Raw genomic sequence first — 16,151 nt, forward strand, 5'->3', positions numbered from 1 at the left:
AAGCTGGCCGGGGGCTATTCGCACATCCTGGCGCCTGCCACCACCTTCGGGAAGAACTTCCTGCCGCGCGTCGCCGCCCTGCTCGACGTCGCGCAGATCTCGGAGATCGTCGCCGTCGAAAGCCCCGACACCTTCGTGCGCACCATCTATGCCGGCAACGCCATGGCCACCGTGCAGAGCAAGGATGCGGTGAAGGTCATCACCGTGCGCGCCACCGCCTTCGAGGCGGCCTCCGCCGGCGGCGGGGCGGCGGCCATCGAGGAAGCGGGCGCGGCGGACAATCCCGCCACCTCGTCCTATGTCGGCTCGGAACTGTCGAAGTCGGAACGTCCCGAACTGACCGCCGCACGGGTCATCGTCTCGGGCGGGCGCGGCATGCAGTCGGGCGAGAACTTCAAGCTGCTCGAGGCCGTCGCCGACAAGCTCGGTGCCGCCGTCGGAGCCTCGCGCGCCGCCGTCGATGCCGGATTCGTCCCCAACGACCTCCAGGTCGGCCAGACCGGCAAGATCGTCGCCCCGGAACTCTACATCGCCGTCGGCATCTCCGGCGCCATCCAGCACCTCGCCGGCATGAAGGATTCCAAGATCATCGTCGCCATCAACAAGGACGAAGAGGCGCCCATCTTCCAGGTCGCCGATTACGGACTCGTCGGCGACCTGTTCACAGTGATTCCCGAACTGGACAAGAGCTTGGGATAATCCCTGCACCTGCGGGACCGTCCGGGAAAGGGAGGCTTTACGGCCTCCCTTTTCTTTTGCCCAGACGGCAATCAGCCCCACACGCTTTGCCGCAATATTAGGCACCCAATGCTTTCGCTTCCCCGGCAGGCCGTGCCGCCCGGCTATGGCCTGCTTCTTGCTAGTTTCTCACCGTGGCATGCGGGAGGGAAAGTATGGGGGAAAGACGGTACTTCGATGAAATGCATGGCGAAGGCGGCAATATCCGCGCCCCTTACGCCGTTTACGGATCCTGGCTGCATTCGATCCCGGTTGAGGAACTGGAAAAGCGCCACCGCGAGGCGGACCTGATCTTCCGCCGCCTCGGCATCACCTTCAATGTCTATGGCGCCGACGGCGGCGTCGAGCGGCTGATCCCCTTCGACATCGTGCCGCGCATCCTCGCCGCCGAGGAATGGGACCTGATCTCGCGCGGAGTGATCCAGCGCGTCGAGGCGCTGAACGCCTTCCTGCACGACGTCTACAACGACCAGGACATCCTGAAGGCGGGTATCCTGCCGCCCGAACTGATCCTGACCAACCCCGCCTTCCGCCCCGAGATGCTGGGCCTGAAGGTGCCGCAGAAAGTCTATGCCCATGTCGCGGGCATCGACGTGGTGCGGGTCGATGCCGAAACCTTCTACGTGCTGGAAGACAATGCCCGCACGCCGTCGGGTGTGTCCTACATGCTGGAGAACCGGCAGGCGATGATGCGCCTGTTCCCCGATTTGTTCGCCAGCCATTCCATCGCCCCGGTCAACCATTACCCGGAACTGCTGCTGGAGACCCTGCGCAGCGTCGCCCCGCGTGGCGTCGACGACCCGACCGTGGTGGTGCTGACGCCCGGCCAATACAACAGCGCCTATTTCGAACATGCCTTCCTAGCCCAGGAAATGGGCGTGGAACTGGTCGAGGGCCAGGACCTGTTCGTCGATGGCGGCACCGTCTTCATGCGCACCACGCACGGCCCGAAACGGGTGGATGTGATCTATCGCCGCATCGACGACGATTACCTGGACCCGCTGGCCTTCAACCCCAATTCCTCGCTGGGCGTGCCGGGCCTGCTGGCGGCCTATCGCCTGGGCCGGGTCTCCATCGCCAATGCCATCGGCGGCGGCGTCTCCGACGACAAGGCCGTCTACACCTATATGCCCGAGATCATCCGCTTCTATCTGGGGCAGGAACCCATCCTCAAGAACGTGCCGACCTGGAATCTGCGCCGCCCGTCGGATCTGGCCTATGTGCTGGAGCATCTGGAGGAACTGGTGGTCAAGGAAGTCCACGGCTCGGGCGGCTATGGCATGCTGGTCGGCCCGACCTCGACCAAGGCCGAGATCGCTGCCTTCCGCGAGCGCATCAAGGCCGAGCCCTCCCGCTTCATCGCCCAACCGACCCTGTCCCTGTCCACCTGCCCCACCTATGTGGACCGGGGGGTGGCGCCACGTCATGTCGATCTGCGTCCCTTCGTCCTGGCCGGACGCAAGACGATGGTGGTGCCCGGCGGCCTGACGCGCGTCGCCATGAACAAGGGCTCGCTGGTGGTCAATTCGTCGCAGGGCGGCGGCACCAAGGATACCTGGGTCTTGGAGGGCAATCATGCTCGGTCGCGCAGCTGACAACCTGTTCTGGATGGCCCGCTATGTGGAGCGGGCGGAAAACATCGCCCGCCTGCTGCAGGTCAGCTGCGAATCCGCCTTGCTGCCCTCGCGCGGCGAGGAGAAGCGGCGCCAGGACTGGGAAGCGCCGCTATGGATGACCGGCGCCCTGGACGATTTCCATGAACGCTATGAAGAAGTCACCGAGGGGCGTGTTCTCAGCTACATGATCCTCGACAACCACAATTCCTCGAGCATCCGCGCCTCGCTGTGGCGCGCGCGCGAGAATGCCCGGGCCAGCCGCCACCTGCTGACGGCCGAATTGTGGGAAGGGCTGAACCATACCTGGCTGGGCATCACCGGCCTGACCTGGCCCGAACTCCGCCGCACCGGGGTGAGCGAGCATCTGGAATGGGTGCGCGACCGCTCGCACCTCTTCCGGGGCGCCCTTTACGGCTCGATGCGCCGCTCGGAAGGCTTCTGGTTCTCCTGCCTTGGCACCTCGCTCGAACGCGCCGACAACACCGCCCGCCTGCTGCGGGTGAAATGGGAAGGGCTGGCCGGCGACATCTTCTCGCCCGGCCAGAAGGGCGGCCCCGATTTCTATCGCGCCACCGTGCTGCTCAAGGCGCTCAGCGCCTATAAGAGCTACCGCGAGATCTATGCCACCGGCCTGGACTTCCACAAGATCGCCGACCTTCTGATCCTGCGCAACGACATGCCCCGCTCGCTGATGGCCTCGCTGCGCGAGGGGACGGAAATCCTGAACCGCCTCAATCCCGGCCTCCCGGCCTCGAAACAGGCCAGCGACCTGCTCCACCGCCTGGAAAGCGTGCAGGTCTCCGACCTGATGCGGCTGGGACTGCATGTCTTCCTCGATGATTTCTCCCGCCAGATGGGGGAACTGAGCCAGCGCATCCAACGCGACTTCATGATGGTGGAATGATGAAGATCCGCATCCGGCACGAAACCCTCTACACCTCCGCCGAACCCGCGCGGCGGGCGGTGCAGTATCTGCGCCTGACGCCCCGCACCGACCGCTGCCAGCGCGTGCTGTCCTGGACGGTTTCGGGCCCCACCAGCCTGGTGCCGTGGATCGACGGCTTCGGCAACCGCGCCCATGTCGCCAGCCAAGCCAACCACACCGAATTGCGCATCCTGGTCGAAGGTGAGGTCGAGACCCAGGACACCAGCGGCATGCTGCCCCTGGACGACGGCCTGCCGCCCGGCATGTTCCTGCGCGAGACGCCGCTGACGGCCCTGGATGACGCCCTGCGCGGCCTCGCCGCGCCCTTCGCCCCCATGCGTAAGGCCAAGGGCAGCATCACCGCCCTGCACGGCCTGATGCTGGCGATCGCCGACCGCCTGCCCTATCTGGTCGGTGCCACCGGGGCCGAGACCACCGCCGCCGAGGCCATGGCCCGCGGCTGCGGGGTCTGCCAGGACCATGCTCATGTCTTCATCGCCTGCTGCCGCGCCATCGGCGTGCCCGCCCGCTATGTCTCGGGCTATCTAGCCGGCGAGCATGACGGCATGGCCAGCCATGCCTGGGCAGAGGCCCATGTCGAGGACGTGGGCTGGATCAGCTTCGATCCCTCCAACCGCCAATCGGCCACCGATTCCTATGTACGCCTGGCCGTGGGCTTCGACTATGCTAGCGCCGGGCCGGTCATCGGCAGCAGGGCCGGCGGAATGGGAGAGGACCTGATGGTCCGTCTGCAGGTCGAGCAGCTTCAAAACTAGGACAAGCCGAAAAATGACTTACTGTCTGGGAATGCGGTTGAATGCCGGCATGGTCTTCGTCGCCGATTCCCGTACCAATGCCGGGGTGGACAGTGTCGCCACCTTCCGCAAATGCTTCGTCTTCGACGATCCCGACGACCGCATCATCGTCATCCTGACCGCCGGAAACCTGGCGGTCACGCAATCGGTGATCAGCCTGCTGGAAGACCGCCTGGGCAGCAGTGATCCCGAACGCAGCCTCTATGCCTGCGAGTCGATGTATGAAGTGGCCCGGCTGGTGGGGCGCACCGTGCGCGAGGTCTACGTCCAGGACGGCGAGCATCTCAAGGAACACGGCGCCGACTTCAACGCCTCTCTGATCGTCGGCGGCCAGATCAGGAACCGGCGGATGCGCCTGTTCAACGTCTATTCCGCCGGCAATTTCATCGAAGCCACCGACGACACGCCCTATATGCAGATCGGCGAGACCAAATACGGCAAGCCCATCATCGAGCGCGTGCTGACGCCCCAGACGCCGCTGATCGAGGCGGCAAAATGTGCCCTCGTCTCCTTCGATTCCACCATCAAGGGCAATCTGTCGGTGGCTCCGCCGCTGGATCTGGTGATCTGCCCGGTGGACACGCTGCGCGCCAGCGTCCGCACCCGTATCAACGACAACGATCCCTATTGGCAAGGCCTGCGCAAACGCTGGGGCGAAGGCCTGCGCAACCTGTTCAGCAAGCTTCCCGATCCGTCCTGGGCGCAGGAGGAGTAAGGCTAGAAGACAAAGGCTGCATCTGCCAAGACTTCTAGCAGATGCAGCCTAAGCTCTATGCTTCCTTTGGCCAGCCGTTTCTCAAAAGACCGGCTGCGCCGCCAGCAACTCGTGGAACTTCTCGCCCAGCAGCACTTCAGAACCGCCACGGAAGCTGATGCTGAAATTGGCATTTGCGACACTGTCCGCATTCTTGATGGTGATGGTGTCGTCGCTTCCGTTGATCGTGACGATCATGTCATAGCTTCCGGAACCGGTCTGGACCAGCGTGAAGCCGACCTCGTTCTGGCGCAATCCAACAAGGGTCAGCGTGCTCTCGCCCAGGTCGCCTCTGATGATGTCGCTCCCGTCGCCTCGGCGATATTCGATATCAGCGGCGGTGTTGCGGATGGTGATGACGTCATCGCCCTGGCCGCCAACAATCTTCGCAGGATCGTAGGTGTTCTTGTCCGTGCTGGCCCGTTCAACGGTGATGGTATCATTGCCCTTGCCGCCGGTCACGGTACTGCCGGCGCCGGCTGTGATCGTATTGTTTCCCTCAACACCATCGATGATCGAATAGCGTCCAGCGATAATCGTGTCGTTCCCGCCATCTCCGGTGACGATTGACCCGTCCTTGACCGAGATATAGTCATCCCCGTCCCCGCCTCGGACCACCGCATTATGGCCGCCGAAGATCATGTCCCGGCCACCGCCGCCGAGAACAAGGCTGGAATCCCCCACCCGCACGTTATTGGAGAGGGTACCCGAAAGCGAAACGGTCGTATTCGAGCCGGCCTGGACATTGGCACTTCCTGACGCCTCGACCACGGAACTGTTGCCGACCTTGATACTCCGCCCCACCCCGGCCACGGCATGGCTGTTATCGCCCCCCATAAGGGGACCCCATACGCTGGTTACTTTCTTCAGGGTCTGCCTTTCGCCGGACGCGCCCGCTCCGCTTCCACCGAGTTGCGCTAACAGGCTTGCATCCATGCCGGACGTCTTGGCGTAGTCAGGAAGACGAAGCGCGCCCCCCAGGAGTACCGCGGGGCCGAACGCGTCCGCTCTCTTGATGCTTCCACTGCTACCCGGGAGCCCTATCGAATAGCGCTCCGTACGCGTCGGAAACAGCGTCTTCAACATTGAGACTGGATCCAATTTCACCCCCTATGGTTGCCAGCCTTCAAAAGCTAATCGGATCCGGCACATTTCACAACCCTGAAGAAACATTCTCGCGCACGAGATAATCATAGGTGAATTTCCAGCACTTCTTTTTTGGCTCTGCCGCCAGGCGAGAAGAAGAGAAGGCTCGGCAGGAAAGTCGCGGGAATCAGTGCTCGGCGTCGTCGGGCCCCCAGGGATCCCATTTCCGGCCGTGGCGCGGGGTCGTCTCGTCCACTTCCTCGATGTCCAGGGTATGCATGGCGCCGCCTTCATCGGCGCGGCGGGCGCGCAGGCGGATACCGTGGGGGTGACGGCTTTCCCGCACGCGGGCAACCACCTTGGGGGTGGCGTCGGGGTCGAGCAGCACCGCCGAGCCGTCTTCGGCCACCAGCGCATAGCCGCTATCGGCACAGCCTTCCTCCAACAGGCTGTCGCGGGTATGGGCACGGGCGCGCTGTAGCCAGTCCTGCTTGGCCGTGGCGCGCAGGCGGGCGATGTCGAGAACATATCCTTCGAAAGTTTCGGTGGTGGCCATCGCGTCCTCCGTCTCGGTCGTCCCTTCCCCTCGAACACGAGACCGGAGGGATGGTTCCGCTCAGGCCGGAAAGCCCGCCATCAAGGCCAGGGCCAGCAGCAACAGCAGATAGGCCACCCCGATCAGCGGGAAACGGCGCCATTCCCGCTCGATCCGGCTGGCGAGGGACGGCAAGGCGAGATGGACCGGCATGGGCGGCGCCACGTCCTTGCCCTCGCCGCCGGGCAGGAAGCGCGGCAGGCGCGACAGCGGCCCGGCCAGCCACACCGCCACATCGCCGGGCGGCACCGGCGAGGGCATCCCGCGCCCGGACCGCAAGGCCGCAACCACCGGCACCAGGCCCAACAGCACCGGCCACAGCGTCTTCCACAGATGGTCCGGCGCCAGGGCCAGCAGGAGGGGCGCATCGTGCTGGGCGAGCAGCAGAAACCAAGGTCCAACCAGACCGGCCACGGCCAAAAGCAGGAAGGGCGCGGGCGTGACCGGCGCGGCCACCGCCGGAGGGGTTCCGGGCCGCACCAGCCACAGGAAGCGGGCCATCAGCAAGGTGCTGGCGGTCGCGGTGAAGGGCAGAAGCAGGCCCAGGGCGCCCGTCCAGGCCATGTCGATCTCATAGCCGCCGCCCACTTCGTCCAGCCATAGCTTCGCCAGGGCGCCGCCGGTCAGCGGGAAACCGGCAATCGCCAGGGACAACAGCACCAGCAGCGGAAAGGCCAGCCGCCCCAAGGTCCCGTCACGGCTGGAGCCCACGCCCAGGAACAGCGCCGCCTTGACCAAAGCGTGATGCAGCGCCATCAGCACCAAGGCGGGCAGGACGAGGGACCAGCGCGACGGATCGGCCGAGGCCAAACCGAAGCCGACGGTCAGGATGCCCATCTGGCTGATGCTGGAATAGCCCAGCACCATCTTGGCCTTCTTCTGCATGATCCCGGCCAAGGCGGCAAGGAAGGCCGCCGCCAGCCCGCCCGCCACCATCAGTCCGGAGAGATCCGGCAGGGCATCCTCGGCCAGCGGCAGGAAACGCATCCAGCCCAGCAGCCCGGCTTTCAGCATGGCACCCGACAGCAGGGCACTGGCCGGGACCGGGGCGATGCCATGGGCAGGCGGCAACCAGGCGTGAAGCGGCAGGACGCCATGCTTGACGCCCATGCCGAAATAGAAGGCCAGCCCAATGGCCAGGGCCGCCGCACCGCTCTCGGCCAGCAGGAATCCCGCCAGCATCACCATCTCACCCACCAGGGCGAGGCCGAGATAGAGCTTTGCCGCCCAGGCGGCTTCCGGCCCGTCCTGGCGGGCGATCAGGCCATAGCCGCCGAAGGTCATCACCGTGAAGAACAGGTAGAATCCCGGCCCGTCCAGGGCCAGCACCACGCCCAGATTGCCGGTCATGGTCGCCAGGAAGGCCAGCAGGAAACGTGCCCCCGCCCGCCCTTCCAGCAACTGCGGATCGGCACGCATGGCCCAGGCCGCCCCCGCCCAGATCAACGCTGTGAAGGCCAGGAAGACCGGGGCGGGTCCGTCGATCCCCAGCCGCAGCCCCAGCAGCAGGTCGGGCAGCACCATCTCGCTGCCCACCGGCACCAGGAAGGCCGCCGCCAAAGCCGGCAAAGGGGCGACGGGTGCGAGGCGTGCCGCCCAGCCCCGCTTCCGGGTCATGGCCAGCAGGAACAGCGCCAGGGGCGTCAGCAGGGCCAGGGACAGCAGCATCGTCATGGCGCCACATATTCCAAGGCGGCGATCAGCGTCGCCCAGCTCAGGGGACTCAAGGGGCTTCCCGCGAACAGGCCAAAGAGCAGCGCCAGACCGGCGGTGACCAGCGGCGGGAACAGCAAGGCGCGCGACGTCTCCCAACGGCCGCGCGGCAGATGCTCCTGCCACACACCCTCTTCGGGTTTGTCGAACCAGGCGGTGCGCAGGATCGGCAGGAAATAGGCGGCATTGAGCAGGCTGGAGATCAGCAGCACCCCCAAGGCCCAGCCCTGCCCGGCCTCCAGCGCGCCCAGGCCGAGATACCATTTGGTGATGAAACCGGCCATCGGCGGGGCGGCCATCATTCCCAAGGCGGCCAGGGTGAAGGCGCCCATGGTCAGCGGCATGCGCCGCCCCACGCCCTTCATCTCGTCGATGCGATGGATCCCCAGCGTCTCGGCCAGATTTCCGGCGCAGAAGAACATGGTGACCTTCATCACGCCCTGATGGATGACATGGACCAGCGCCCCGATGGTCGCCGCCGGTCCTAGCAACGAAGCGCCCAGCACGATGTAGGACAATTGGCTGACGGTGGAAAAGGCCAGCCGCCGCTTCAGGTCCATCTGCGCCAGGGCGCGCAGCGATCCCCACAAGATGGTCGCCGCCGCCAGCACCGCCAACGGCTGCAGCACGCCCAGTTCCGCCGCTTTATCGATGCCGTAAATGTCATAGATCACGCGCAGGATGCCGAAGGCCCCCGCCTTGACCACCGCGACGGCGTGAAGAAGCGCACTGACCGGCGCCGGGGCCACCATGGCGATGGGCAGCCAGCCATGCAGCGGAACCAGCGCCGCCTTGACCCCGAAGCCGCCGATCAGCAGGGCGAAGATGGCCACCAGGGCGGCTTCGTTGCCCGGCCCGACATGGCTCAGGGCGCCGCCGCGCTCGACGAAATCCACCGGTCCGGCCAGCACCGTCAGCCAGGCCAGCCCCGCCAACACCACCGCCCCGCCGGTCAGGGTATAGGCCAGATAGATGCGCCCCGCCCGCAAGGCCGCCTCGCTGCCGCGATGGACCACCAGCGGATAAGTCGAGAAGGTCAGCATCTCGTAGAACAGGAACAGGGTGAACAGATTGCCCGACATGGCGATGCCGGTGGTGGCCGAGACGCAGATCGAGAAGAAGCCGAAGAAACGGCTGCGATTGGGGGAATTGCGGAAATAGCCGATGGCATAGATGGTGGTCAGGAACCACAGCACGCCCGAAAGCGAAATGAACAGCATGGACAGGGCGTCGGTATGCAGTACGAAATTCACCCCCGGCACGATCTCGAAGGCGACCTCGAAGCGCATGCCGCGCCATACCCCCCACAGCATGGCCCCGATCATCACCAGCTTCAGCACCGCACCCGCCATGTTCAGGGTGGTGCGCAGCACGGCACGCTCGTCGGGCAGGAAGAAGATCACCAGCCCCGGCAGGAAAGAACTGAACAGGATCACCAGCGGCGGCAGCATTTCCCAAGTCATCGCATCATCCCCGCATCGGCGATGCGCAGGAAAGGCTGCGCCCAGAAAGCCAGAAGGGTGGAGGCCACGCCCAGCGACAGGGTCAGGATTTCCAGGCCGTGCGGAATGGGACGGAAATCCGTCACCTCCTCGGGCTGGCGGAAGGTGCGGGCCAGGATCATGAAGACATAGCCCCCGGCCAGCAGCCCGCCCAGCAGCAGCACCGGCACCCACCACCATTGCCCGGTCTGGATCGACGCCGTCATCAGCAGCCATTTCGCGACGAAGCCGCCGCTGGGCGGCAGACCGACCAGGGTCAGCCCCGCCAGCCCCATGGCGAAGACGGTCATGGGGATATGGCGGGCCGCGCCCTCGATGGCATTCAGGCGGTCATGGCCCAGTGCTTCCAGGATCAGGCCGCAGGCCAGGAACATCGAGGCCTTGGCGAAGGCATGGGCGACGACCAGCAGCATGATCCCGGCCAGGGCGTCGCGCGCGGCCTCGCCCGGCTGGAAGGTCAGGGGCAGCACCAGCAGCAGATAGCCCAGCTGCGCCACCGTCGAATAAGCCACCACCAGCTTCAGCCGCGTCTGGCACAGCGCCAACAGCGAGCCCCAAATCACCGCCGCCGCGCCGCACCAGCCGGCCAGTTGCCGCACGCCCTCGCCCGCCACCGGCCCCATGATCTCGATCCACAGGCGCATCAGCACGAAGAAGGACGCCTTGACCACCAGCCCTGACAGAAGTGCGCTGGCCGGGGCCGGCGCCGCGCCATGGGCCAGCGGCAGCCAGATATGCAGCGGGAAGAAGGCCGTCTTGGCGAACAGGCCGACGCTCATCAGCGCCAGGGCCAGAAGGGCCGTGTCATTGGCTTCGATACGTTCGGCCAATTGCCCGAAATGCAAGGTGCCGAAACCGGCATAGAGAAAGCCCACGCCGACCAGATAGCTGAGCGACCCGGCTTGCGAGACCAGCAGGTAGCGCATCCCCGCCGTCAGCGCCTCGCCCTTGCCCTTCAGCGTCACCAGCACCACCGCCGACAGGCTGGCGAGTTCCAGCGCCACGAACAGGTTGAACAGGTCGTTGGACAAATAGACGGCATTCATCGCCGCCCACAGGAACAGGAAGGGCGGCCAGAAGCGCCCGGCCTCGCGGCGCAATTCCTCGCGCGGCAGATGGCCGGCGGCGAACAGCGCCACCGCCTGGGCCAGGATGGCGGTGACCACCATCATCAGTGCCGCCTGCCCGTCCAGCCGCCATTCGATGCCCAAGGGCGCGGCCCAGCCGCCCAAGGCGAAGCTCTGCGTCCCGTTCGTTCCGGCCAGCGGCAGGACGGCGGCCAGGATGGCGAAGCCGAAGGCCAGCGGCAGCCAGGGGGCGGAACGCCGCCCCAACAAAAAGGACAGGGTCGCCGCGACGAGGGGCAGCACCACGCTCGCTACTGCCAGGACCAGGGAATCGAGCACCTATTTCCCCTCGTCTTCTTGGGGCGGAGGGCCGTCTTCCGGCAGGACGGGACTGCCGCTGTCGTCGACGATGCGGCGCAGCAGCGACAGGGAATAGGCGGCGATCGAGACGGAAATGACGATGCCGGTCAAGACCATCACCTGGGCCAGCGGATCGGGAACGCCCTCTTCCGGGCTGCGCGTCACCGCCACCAGGAACAGGAAGACGCCGCTGCCCGCGATATTGATGGCGACGATCTTGCGCAGTAGATGGCGCCGCGCGAACAGGCCGTGCAGGGCGACGGCGAAGACCGCCAGACCGGCCAGGGCGTAGATCTCGCCTTGGGTGATCATGGCGCCTCCTTCCGGGGATGATGCACGACGCCCGCATGCGGCGGCGGCACGCCCAGCACCAGTTCCACCAGACAGGCGGCGATGGAGGCGGTCAGCAGGGCCTCGATGGCGAGGATCAGGCCCTTGGCCCATCCTTCCGGATATTCCATGAAGCCCAAGCCTCCCAGCAGCGGCAGCGCGGCCAGCAGGCAGCCCACCAACAGGCCAGAAGCCAGCAGCAGGCGGAAACGCCGGTCATTGGCATCGGGCGCCTTCGCGCCTGCCGTCATCAGCAGCAGGACGAAAGCCGCGCCCAGCACCGTCCCGGCCTGGAAGGCTCCGCCCGGTCGGCTGGAACCGACCCACCACAGATAGCCCGCCATCAAGGCCGCCAGCGGCACCAGGCGGGGCACGAACCAGTCCAGCAGCGGCGTCGAGGGCGGACCGACCGCCAGGGGCTCCATCGCGGCGGGCGAGGCTCCCTTGATGGGACGCAACGCGAACAGCGCCACCGTGGCGGCCAGCAGCACGGCGATTTCCAGCAGCGTGTCCCAGGCGCGGAAATTCAGCAGCATCGAGGTCACGGGATTGGACGCGCCGCTTTCCCCGATATGCCGTTCCACCAGTGGCGCCACGCCTTCCGCCGGTTCCAGGCGCAGCACGCCCCAGCCCATCATAAGGGTCGCCAGCAGCGACAGGACCAGCAGGGCCCAATGGGCGAGCCGGTCACTCATGGCGTTTCCCCCGGCGGCGTTTTCCCTGCCCGTCCTTGTCGCCGCGCGAGATACGGCCCAGGGCGTCGAGCAGCAGCACGCCGGTCAGTCCCGCCCCCACCGCCGCCTCGGCTAGGCCCAGGTCCGGTGCATTCAGCCTTACCCAAGCCAGCGCCACCAGCAGGCCCACCGTGATGAACAGCACCACGTCGCGGAATAGATGCGGCCCCAGCAGCGCCTGGCGTGTCAGCCAGACCAGGGCGACGGCCAGCAGGATATCGAAGGCCAGCCCGATCACCGCTTGTCCCCCCGTTGCGGCCTGCCCCCTTCCCGCGCTTTCATCCAGGGCTTCAGCCCCTGACGCAGGGCCATATGGGCGATCAGATGACCGATGGTGATGGCTGCCACCAGCGCCAGCAGCCAGACCACCAGCAGCTTGACCACAATTGTCCAGTCATCGGCACGCAGGGCCAGACCGGCGACCACCAATCCCAATCCCAGGGTGTCGGCCTTGGTCAGGGCATGCAGGCGCGAGAAGACATCCGGAAAGCGCAGCAGCCCCACCGTTCCGGCAAGAAAGAAGAAGGCGCCGGCAAGGATCAGTAACAGGCTGAGGACATCGAGGATCATCGCCGGTCCTCGTCCTGATCGCGGGGGGAAAGCCGCCACCACAAGCGGCGGACGAAGGCCAAGGCCGTCAACGAGGCCAGGAAGGCCAGGATCAGCGCCACGTCGCGGGCGGCATCCTGGTCCATCGCCTCGGCCAGCAGCAGCAGGATGCCGATGCCGGTGGTGCCGACCAGCTGCGCCACCATCAACCGGTCGGCCGCCGTCGGACCGCGCAGCACCCGCAACAGTCCGGCGGCCAAGGTCAGCAGCAGGAACAGCGCCACGGCCAGCAGGGCGTCATCCATGGGCACCGCCCTTCCGTTCCGGCAGGGCGGCCGCCAGGCGCCTTTCCAGATCGGCCAGCATGGCCTGCACGTCCTGTCCCCGGTCCAGGACGTGGATCTCCAATTCCCCGTCCTCCACTTCCACCGTCAGGGTTCCGGGCAAGGCGCTCAGCAGATAGGCCATGGGCAGGACCGAGCGGCCATGGGGATAGCGCAGGCGATAGCGGAACATTGCCGGGTCTAGACGCTGGCCCGGCAGCAAGGCCCGCCATGCCACATCCCAGCCGCCCAGCACCGCTTCGCGCGCGGCGAAACCCGCCAGGGGCAGAAGATGGACGGACGGCAGGGACAGCGGCCGAGGCGGCAGAAGCCGCAGGCTCAGCACCACCACGGCGGCCACGACGAGCGCCCCCGGCAGCAGCGCCCCCGGTTCCGCCCGCGTCAGCCCTACCCAGGCCAGCATGAAGAAAGCCGTCCTCGGCAGGATCGCCAGGAAGAGGTTCGGCCTCGTCATCGCGCTCCTTCCGGCTTGCATCCCGGAAAGAAAGCTAAGTCCTCATCCCTGTTGCGACAAGGGTCTTTCTGCCCGGTCCTGCGGCGCGCCCGGACAGGAGCCGGACGCGAAGGAGAAACCTGCCCTTACGAAAAGGAAGCCGTCACCCTCTCACCCGCGAGCCGCCATCCGTCTCGCGGACGCGGCGCCAGGCCTGGACGGCGCGGAACAGGGGGCCGGTCATGGCCGTCGAGAGGATGGCCAGGGCGACCAGCACCGCATAGGCGGTCTCCGACAGCAAGCCCTGGTCGCGCAGGATGGTGGCGGCGACGATCTCCATCAGGCCCTTGCATTGCAGCAGGCAGCCCAGGGCCATCGCCTCGCGGCGGCCGATCAGCGGCGAAGGCCGGACCAGGACCACGGCGGCGATCTTGGCCGTGGCCGACAGGACCAGCAGCCCCAAAGCCGCGACCATCGCCCCCCAGCCCAGGACCGCCCCCTCAATGCCCAGGCCGCGATGACCGAAGAAGAAGGGCGCAAGGCCGATCAGCGCGGCAAGGCCCAGGCGCTCGGCGGGCAAATGGCGGGCGACGGCGGGCGGCAGGGCCAGCCCGGCCAGATAGGCGCCGATCAGGGAATGCAGGCCCAGTTCGGAACTGGCCCAGGAACCGGCCGCCAGGGCAAGCAGGGCCAGCGGCCACGCGCTCCAGCCCGGCAGGCTCCCGCCCAGCCTGTCCCCCCATTTGCTGCAGGCGGCCAACAGGGCGGCGACCAGGATCGCCACGGCATCCAGCCAGCCCCAATGGCCCAGCCCGCCCTCGACCTGGACCAGCAGCAGCAACAGCCCCAGCCCGATCCACAGCACGGCATCGTCGATCACCGCCACGCGCAGGGCCAACTGCCCCAGGCCGCGCTCGGCGGGCTTCAATTCGCGGGTGATGCCGACCAGCACCGGCAGGGCGCTGACGGCAAGGCAGAGGCCGATCGCCGCCGCCCCGGCCAGCCGCCCGCCTTCGGGCGCCTGCCAGGCGGCGATATCCAACAGCAAGAGATAGGACGCCGCCAAGCCCACGGCGAAGGGCAGGACCAGCGCCGCCCCGGCGGTGGCGGCGATGCGTGCCGCCGAGACGTTGCGGGCGGCGAAGTTTCCGGCCTCGCTTTCGCTGCCCGGCGGATGGCGGGTTTCCAACCCCGCCGTGAAGGCCAGCAGCAGCACCCCCGCCCAGCCCAGCAATTCGCCCATCCGCGAGGGAACGTCGATCCCCTCCGCCGGACCGCCGGCCAAGGCGAGCAGCAGGCCGATCAGGATGGGCAGCACCGCCAGCGGCAATATCCGCCCCGTCAGGCGCCAGAGCAGCCAGGGCGCCAGGACGAAGAGGGCGATATCGAGCCCGAAAGCGATGATGCTGTCCAAATCCGCCCCTCTCCCCGGAATGAAACGGCCGTCAGGGGCGCCGCTGCCGGATACCCCCTTCGGCGGAAGGGACAATGCGCGGAGCGACCGGCCGGGTCAAGCACGAGACCGTGTATTGACGCCCGTCATCGAGGAAAAGCTGCGCCCGGCGCGGCGCCGCCAAGACACGCTCGCCGCGCTCCAGCCCCAATTCGGTGAAGCGGTGGCGGGTCAGTTCGGCCTCGATCGCCTGGCCGTTCTCCAGCTCCATCTCGACGCGCACCGACGGCCCCAGGACTACGGCATGGCGCATGGTGACGAGGATGCCGTCGCCGTCACGCAGGATCTCGACATCATGGGGCCGCACGAAAGCCGTTCCGGCTCCCACGCCCTCGGGCGCCTCGCCTTCGGCGAAGCCCATGCGCAGGCCGCCGAGATGCGCCACACCGCCCGAGACGGTGGCCGGCACGGCATTGACATGGCCCAGGAAGTTGTAGACGAAGGGCGTCGCCGGATTGTCGTAGATTTCCGACGGCGTCCCCACCTGCTCGATCCCGCCCTTGTTCATCACCACCACGCGGTCGGCCACTTCCAGGGCCTCTTCCTGGTCGTGGGTGACGAAGACGCCGGTGATGCCCAATTCGTCATGCAGGCGGCGCAGCCAGCGGCGCAATTCCTTGCGCACCTGGGCATCCAGGGCCCCGAAAGGCTCGTCGAGCAGCAGCACGCGCGGCTCGGTCGCCAGGGCGCGGGCCAGGGCGACGCGCTGGCGCTGGCCGCCGGAAAGCTGGGCGGGATAGCGCTTGCCCAGGCTTTCCAGCTGCACCATCCGCAGCAGATGGTTCACACGCTCGGCGATCTCGGCCTTCGAGGGACGGGCCGAGCGCTTGCGCACCTTCAGGCCGAAGGCGACGTTGTCGAACACCGTCATGTGGCGGAACAGGGCGAAATGCTGGAAGACGAAGCCCACCTGCCGGTCGCCCGCCGCCACGGCGGTGGCATCCTTGCCGTCGAAATGGATGCTGCCCGTATCGGCGAAATCCAGCCCGGCGATGATGCGCAACAGCGTCGTCTTGCCCGAGCCCGACGGCCCCAGCAGCGCCACCAGCTCGCCCTGCTCGACATTCAGCGAAACATTGTTCAGCGCCTGAAAGCCGCCGAAATTCCGGGAAACCTCGCGAACCTCGATCATGTCCG

General features: G+C 66.8%; 18 protein-coding genes. 5 read left to right on the forward strand and 13 right to left on the reverse strand.

The genetic code is table 11. The features are described from left to right. From EPD66_RS08195 to EPD66_RS08215, 5 genes are all read left to right on the forward strand, one after another. Positions 1–699: FAD-binding protein (locus EPD66_RS08195; protein WP_142848015.1), on the forward strand; the 699-nt coding region annotated here is incomplete at its 5' end. Positions 700–893: 194 nt separating this feature from the next. Continuing rightward, on the forward strand, positions 894–2,333 hold the full coding sequence (locus EPD66_RS08200; RefSeq protein WP_142848016.1) for a circularly permuted type 2 ATP-grasp protein: 1,440 nt from the start codon (positions 894–896) through the stop codon (positions 2,331–2,333). Continuing rightward, on the forward strand, positions 2,314–3,258 hold the full coding sequence (locus EPD66_RS08205) for an alpha-E domain-containing protein (RefSeq protein WP_142848017.1): 945 nt from the start codon (positions 2,314–2,316) through the stop codon (positions 3,256–3,258). Before EPD66_RS08200 ends, EPD66_RS08205 begins: the two co-directional genes overlap by 20 nt. Beyond that, on the forward strand, positions 3,255–4,055 hold the full coding sequence (locus EPD66_RS08210; RefSeq protein WP_221930923.1) for a transglutaminase family protein: 801 nt from the start codon (positions 3,255–3,257) through the stop codon (positions 4,053–4,055). Before EPD66_RS08205 ends, EPD66_RS08210 begins: the two co-directional genes overlap by 4 nt. A 13-nt stretch (positions 4,056–4,068) precedes the next feature. Continuing rightward, positions 4,069–4,809 (forward strand): proteasome-type protease, encoded by a 741-nt coding sequence (locus tag EPD66_RS08215; RefSeq protein ID WP_142848018.1) that lies wholly within the window; start codon positions 4,069–4,071, stop codon positions 4,807–4,809. Between the two features lie 81 nt (positions 4,810–4,890). On the opposite strand, the gene EPD66_RS08220 is transcribed toward EPD66_RS08215, so the two are convergent. From EPD66_RS08220 to EPD66_RS08280, 13 genes are all read right to left on the reverse strand, one after another. Next, positions 4,891–5,934 carry a calcium-binding protein gene (locus EPD66_RS08220; protein WP_142848019.1) on the reverse strand — a complete coding sequence of 348 codons (1,044 nt, stop codon included), beginning with the start codon at positions 5,932–5,934 and terminating at the stop codon, positions 4,891–4,893. A 187-nt stretch (positions 5,935–6,121) separates the two neighbouring features. Next, positions 6,122–6,490, reverse strand: coding sequence for a hypothetical protein (locus EPD66_RS08225; RefSeq protein WP_142848020.1), 369 nt, complete (start codon positions 6,488–6,490; stop codon positions 6,122–6,124). Between the two features lie 60 nt (positions 6,491–6,550). Continuing rightward, entirely contained in the window at positions 6,551–8,203 is a 1,653-nt protein-coding gene (locus tag EPD66_RS08230) for a proton-conducting transporter membrane subunit (protein WP_142848021.1), read from the reverse strand. Beyond that, positions 8,200–9,705, reverse strand: a complete 1,506-nt coding sequence (locus tag EPD66_RS08235) for a proton-conducting transporter membrane subunit (RefSeq protein WP_142848022.1) — start codon at positions 9,703–9,705, stop codon at positions 8,200–8,202. Before EPD66_RS08235 ends, EPD66_RS08230 begins: the two co-directional genes overlap by 4 nt. Continuing rightward, entirely contained in the window at positions 9,702–11,150 is a 1,449-nt protein-coding gene (locus tag EPD66_RS08240) for a complex I subunit 5 family protein (protein WP_142848023.1), read from the reverse strand. The genes EPD66_RS08235 and EPD66_RS08240 overlap by 4 nt, the downstream gene beginning before the upstream one ends. Further along, positions 11,151–11,483: an NADH-quinone oxidoreductase subunit K gene (locus tag EPD66_RS08245; RefSeq protein WP_142848024.1), complete on the reverse strand. Its 333-nt coding sequence runs from the start codon at positions 11,481–11,483 to the stop codon at positions 11,151–11,153. Next, positions 11,480–12,196, reverse strand: a complete 717-nt coding sequence (mbhE, locus tag EPD66_RS08250) for a hydrogen gas-evolving membrane-bound hydrogenase subunit E (RefSeq protein WP_142848025.1) — start codon at positions 12,194–12,196, stop codon at positions 11,480–11,482. The genes EPD66_RS08245 and mbhE overlap by 4 nt, the downstream gene beginning before the upstream one ends. Further along, positions 12,189–12,473 carry a hydrogenase subunit MbhD domain-containing protein gene (locus EPD66_RS08255; RefSeq protein WP_142848026.1) on the reverse strand — a complete coding sequence of 95 codons (285 nt, stop codon included), beginning with the start codon at positions 12,471–12,473 and terminating at the stop codon, positions 12,189–12,191. Before EPD66_RS08255 ends, mbhE begins: the two co-directional genes overlap by 8 nt. Beyond that, positions 12,470–12,805, reverse strand: coding sequence for a monovalent cation/H(+) antiporter subunit G (mnhG, locus tag EPD66_RS08260; protein WP_142848027.1), 336 nt, complete (start codon positions 12,803–12,805; stop codon positions 12,470–12,472). The genes EPD66_RS08255 and mnhG overlap by 4 nt, the downstream gene beginning before the upstream one ends. Next, complete coding sequence (locus tag EPD66_RS08265) at positions 12,802–13,089, reverse strand: monovalent cation/H+ antiporter complex subunit F (RefSeq protein ID WP_142848028.1); 288 nt, start codon at positions 13,087–13,089, stop codon at positions 12,802–12,804. Before EPD66_RS08265 ends, mnhG begins: the two co-directional genes overlap by 4 nt. Beyond that, a complete protein-coding gene (locus EPD66_RS08270; protein ID WP_185961306.1) occupies positions 13,082–13,582 on the reverse strand; it encodes a Na+/H+ antiporter subunit E in 501 nt (166 codons plus the stop codon). The genes EPD66_RS08265 and EPD66_RS08270 overlap by 8 nt, the downstream gene beginning before the upstream one ends. Positions 13,583–13,724: 142 nt before the next feature. Then, positions 13,725–14,975, reverse strand: coding sequence for a cation:proton antiporter (locus EPD66_RS08275; RefSeq protein WP_142848030.1), 1,251 nt, complete (start codon positions 14,973–14,975; stop codon positions 13,725–13,727). Positions 14,976–15,006: 31 nt separating this feature from the next. Then, positions 15,007–16,146 carry a sulfate/molybdate ABC transporter ATP-binding protein gene (locus tag EPD66_RS08280; protein WP_142848031.1) on the reverse strand — a complete coding sequence of 380 codons (1,140 nt, stop codon included), beginning with the start codon at positions 16,144–16,146 and terminating at the stop codon, positions 15,007–15,009. Positions 16,147–16,151: the final 5 nt, after the last annotated feature.

Origin of the sequence: Telmatospirillum sp. J64-1, assembly GCF_006980715.1 — a bacterium.
Classification (GTDB): Bacteria; Pseudomonadota; Alphaproteobacteria; order Rhodospirillales; family Magnetospirillaceae; genus Oleiliquidispirillum; species Oleiliquidispirillum nitrogeniifigens.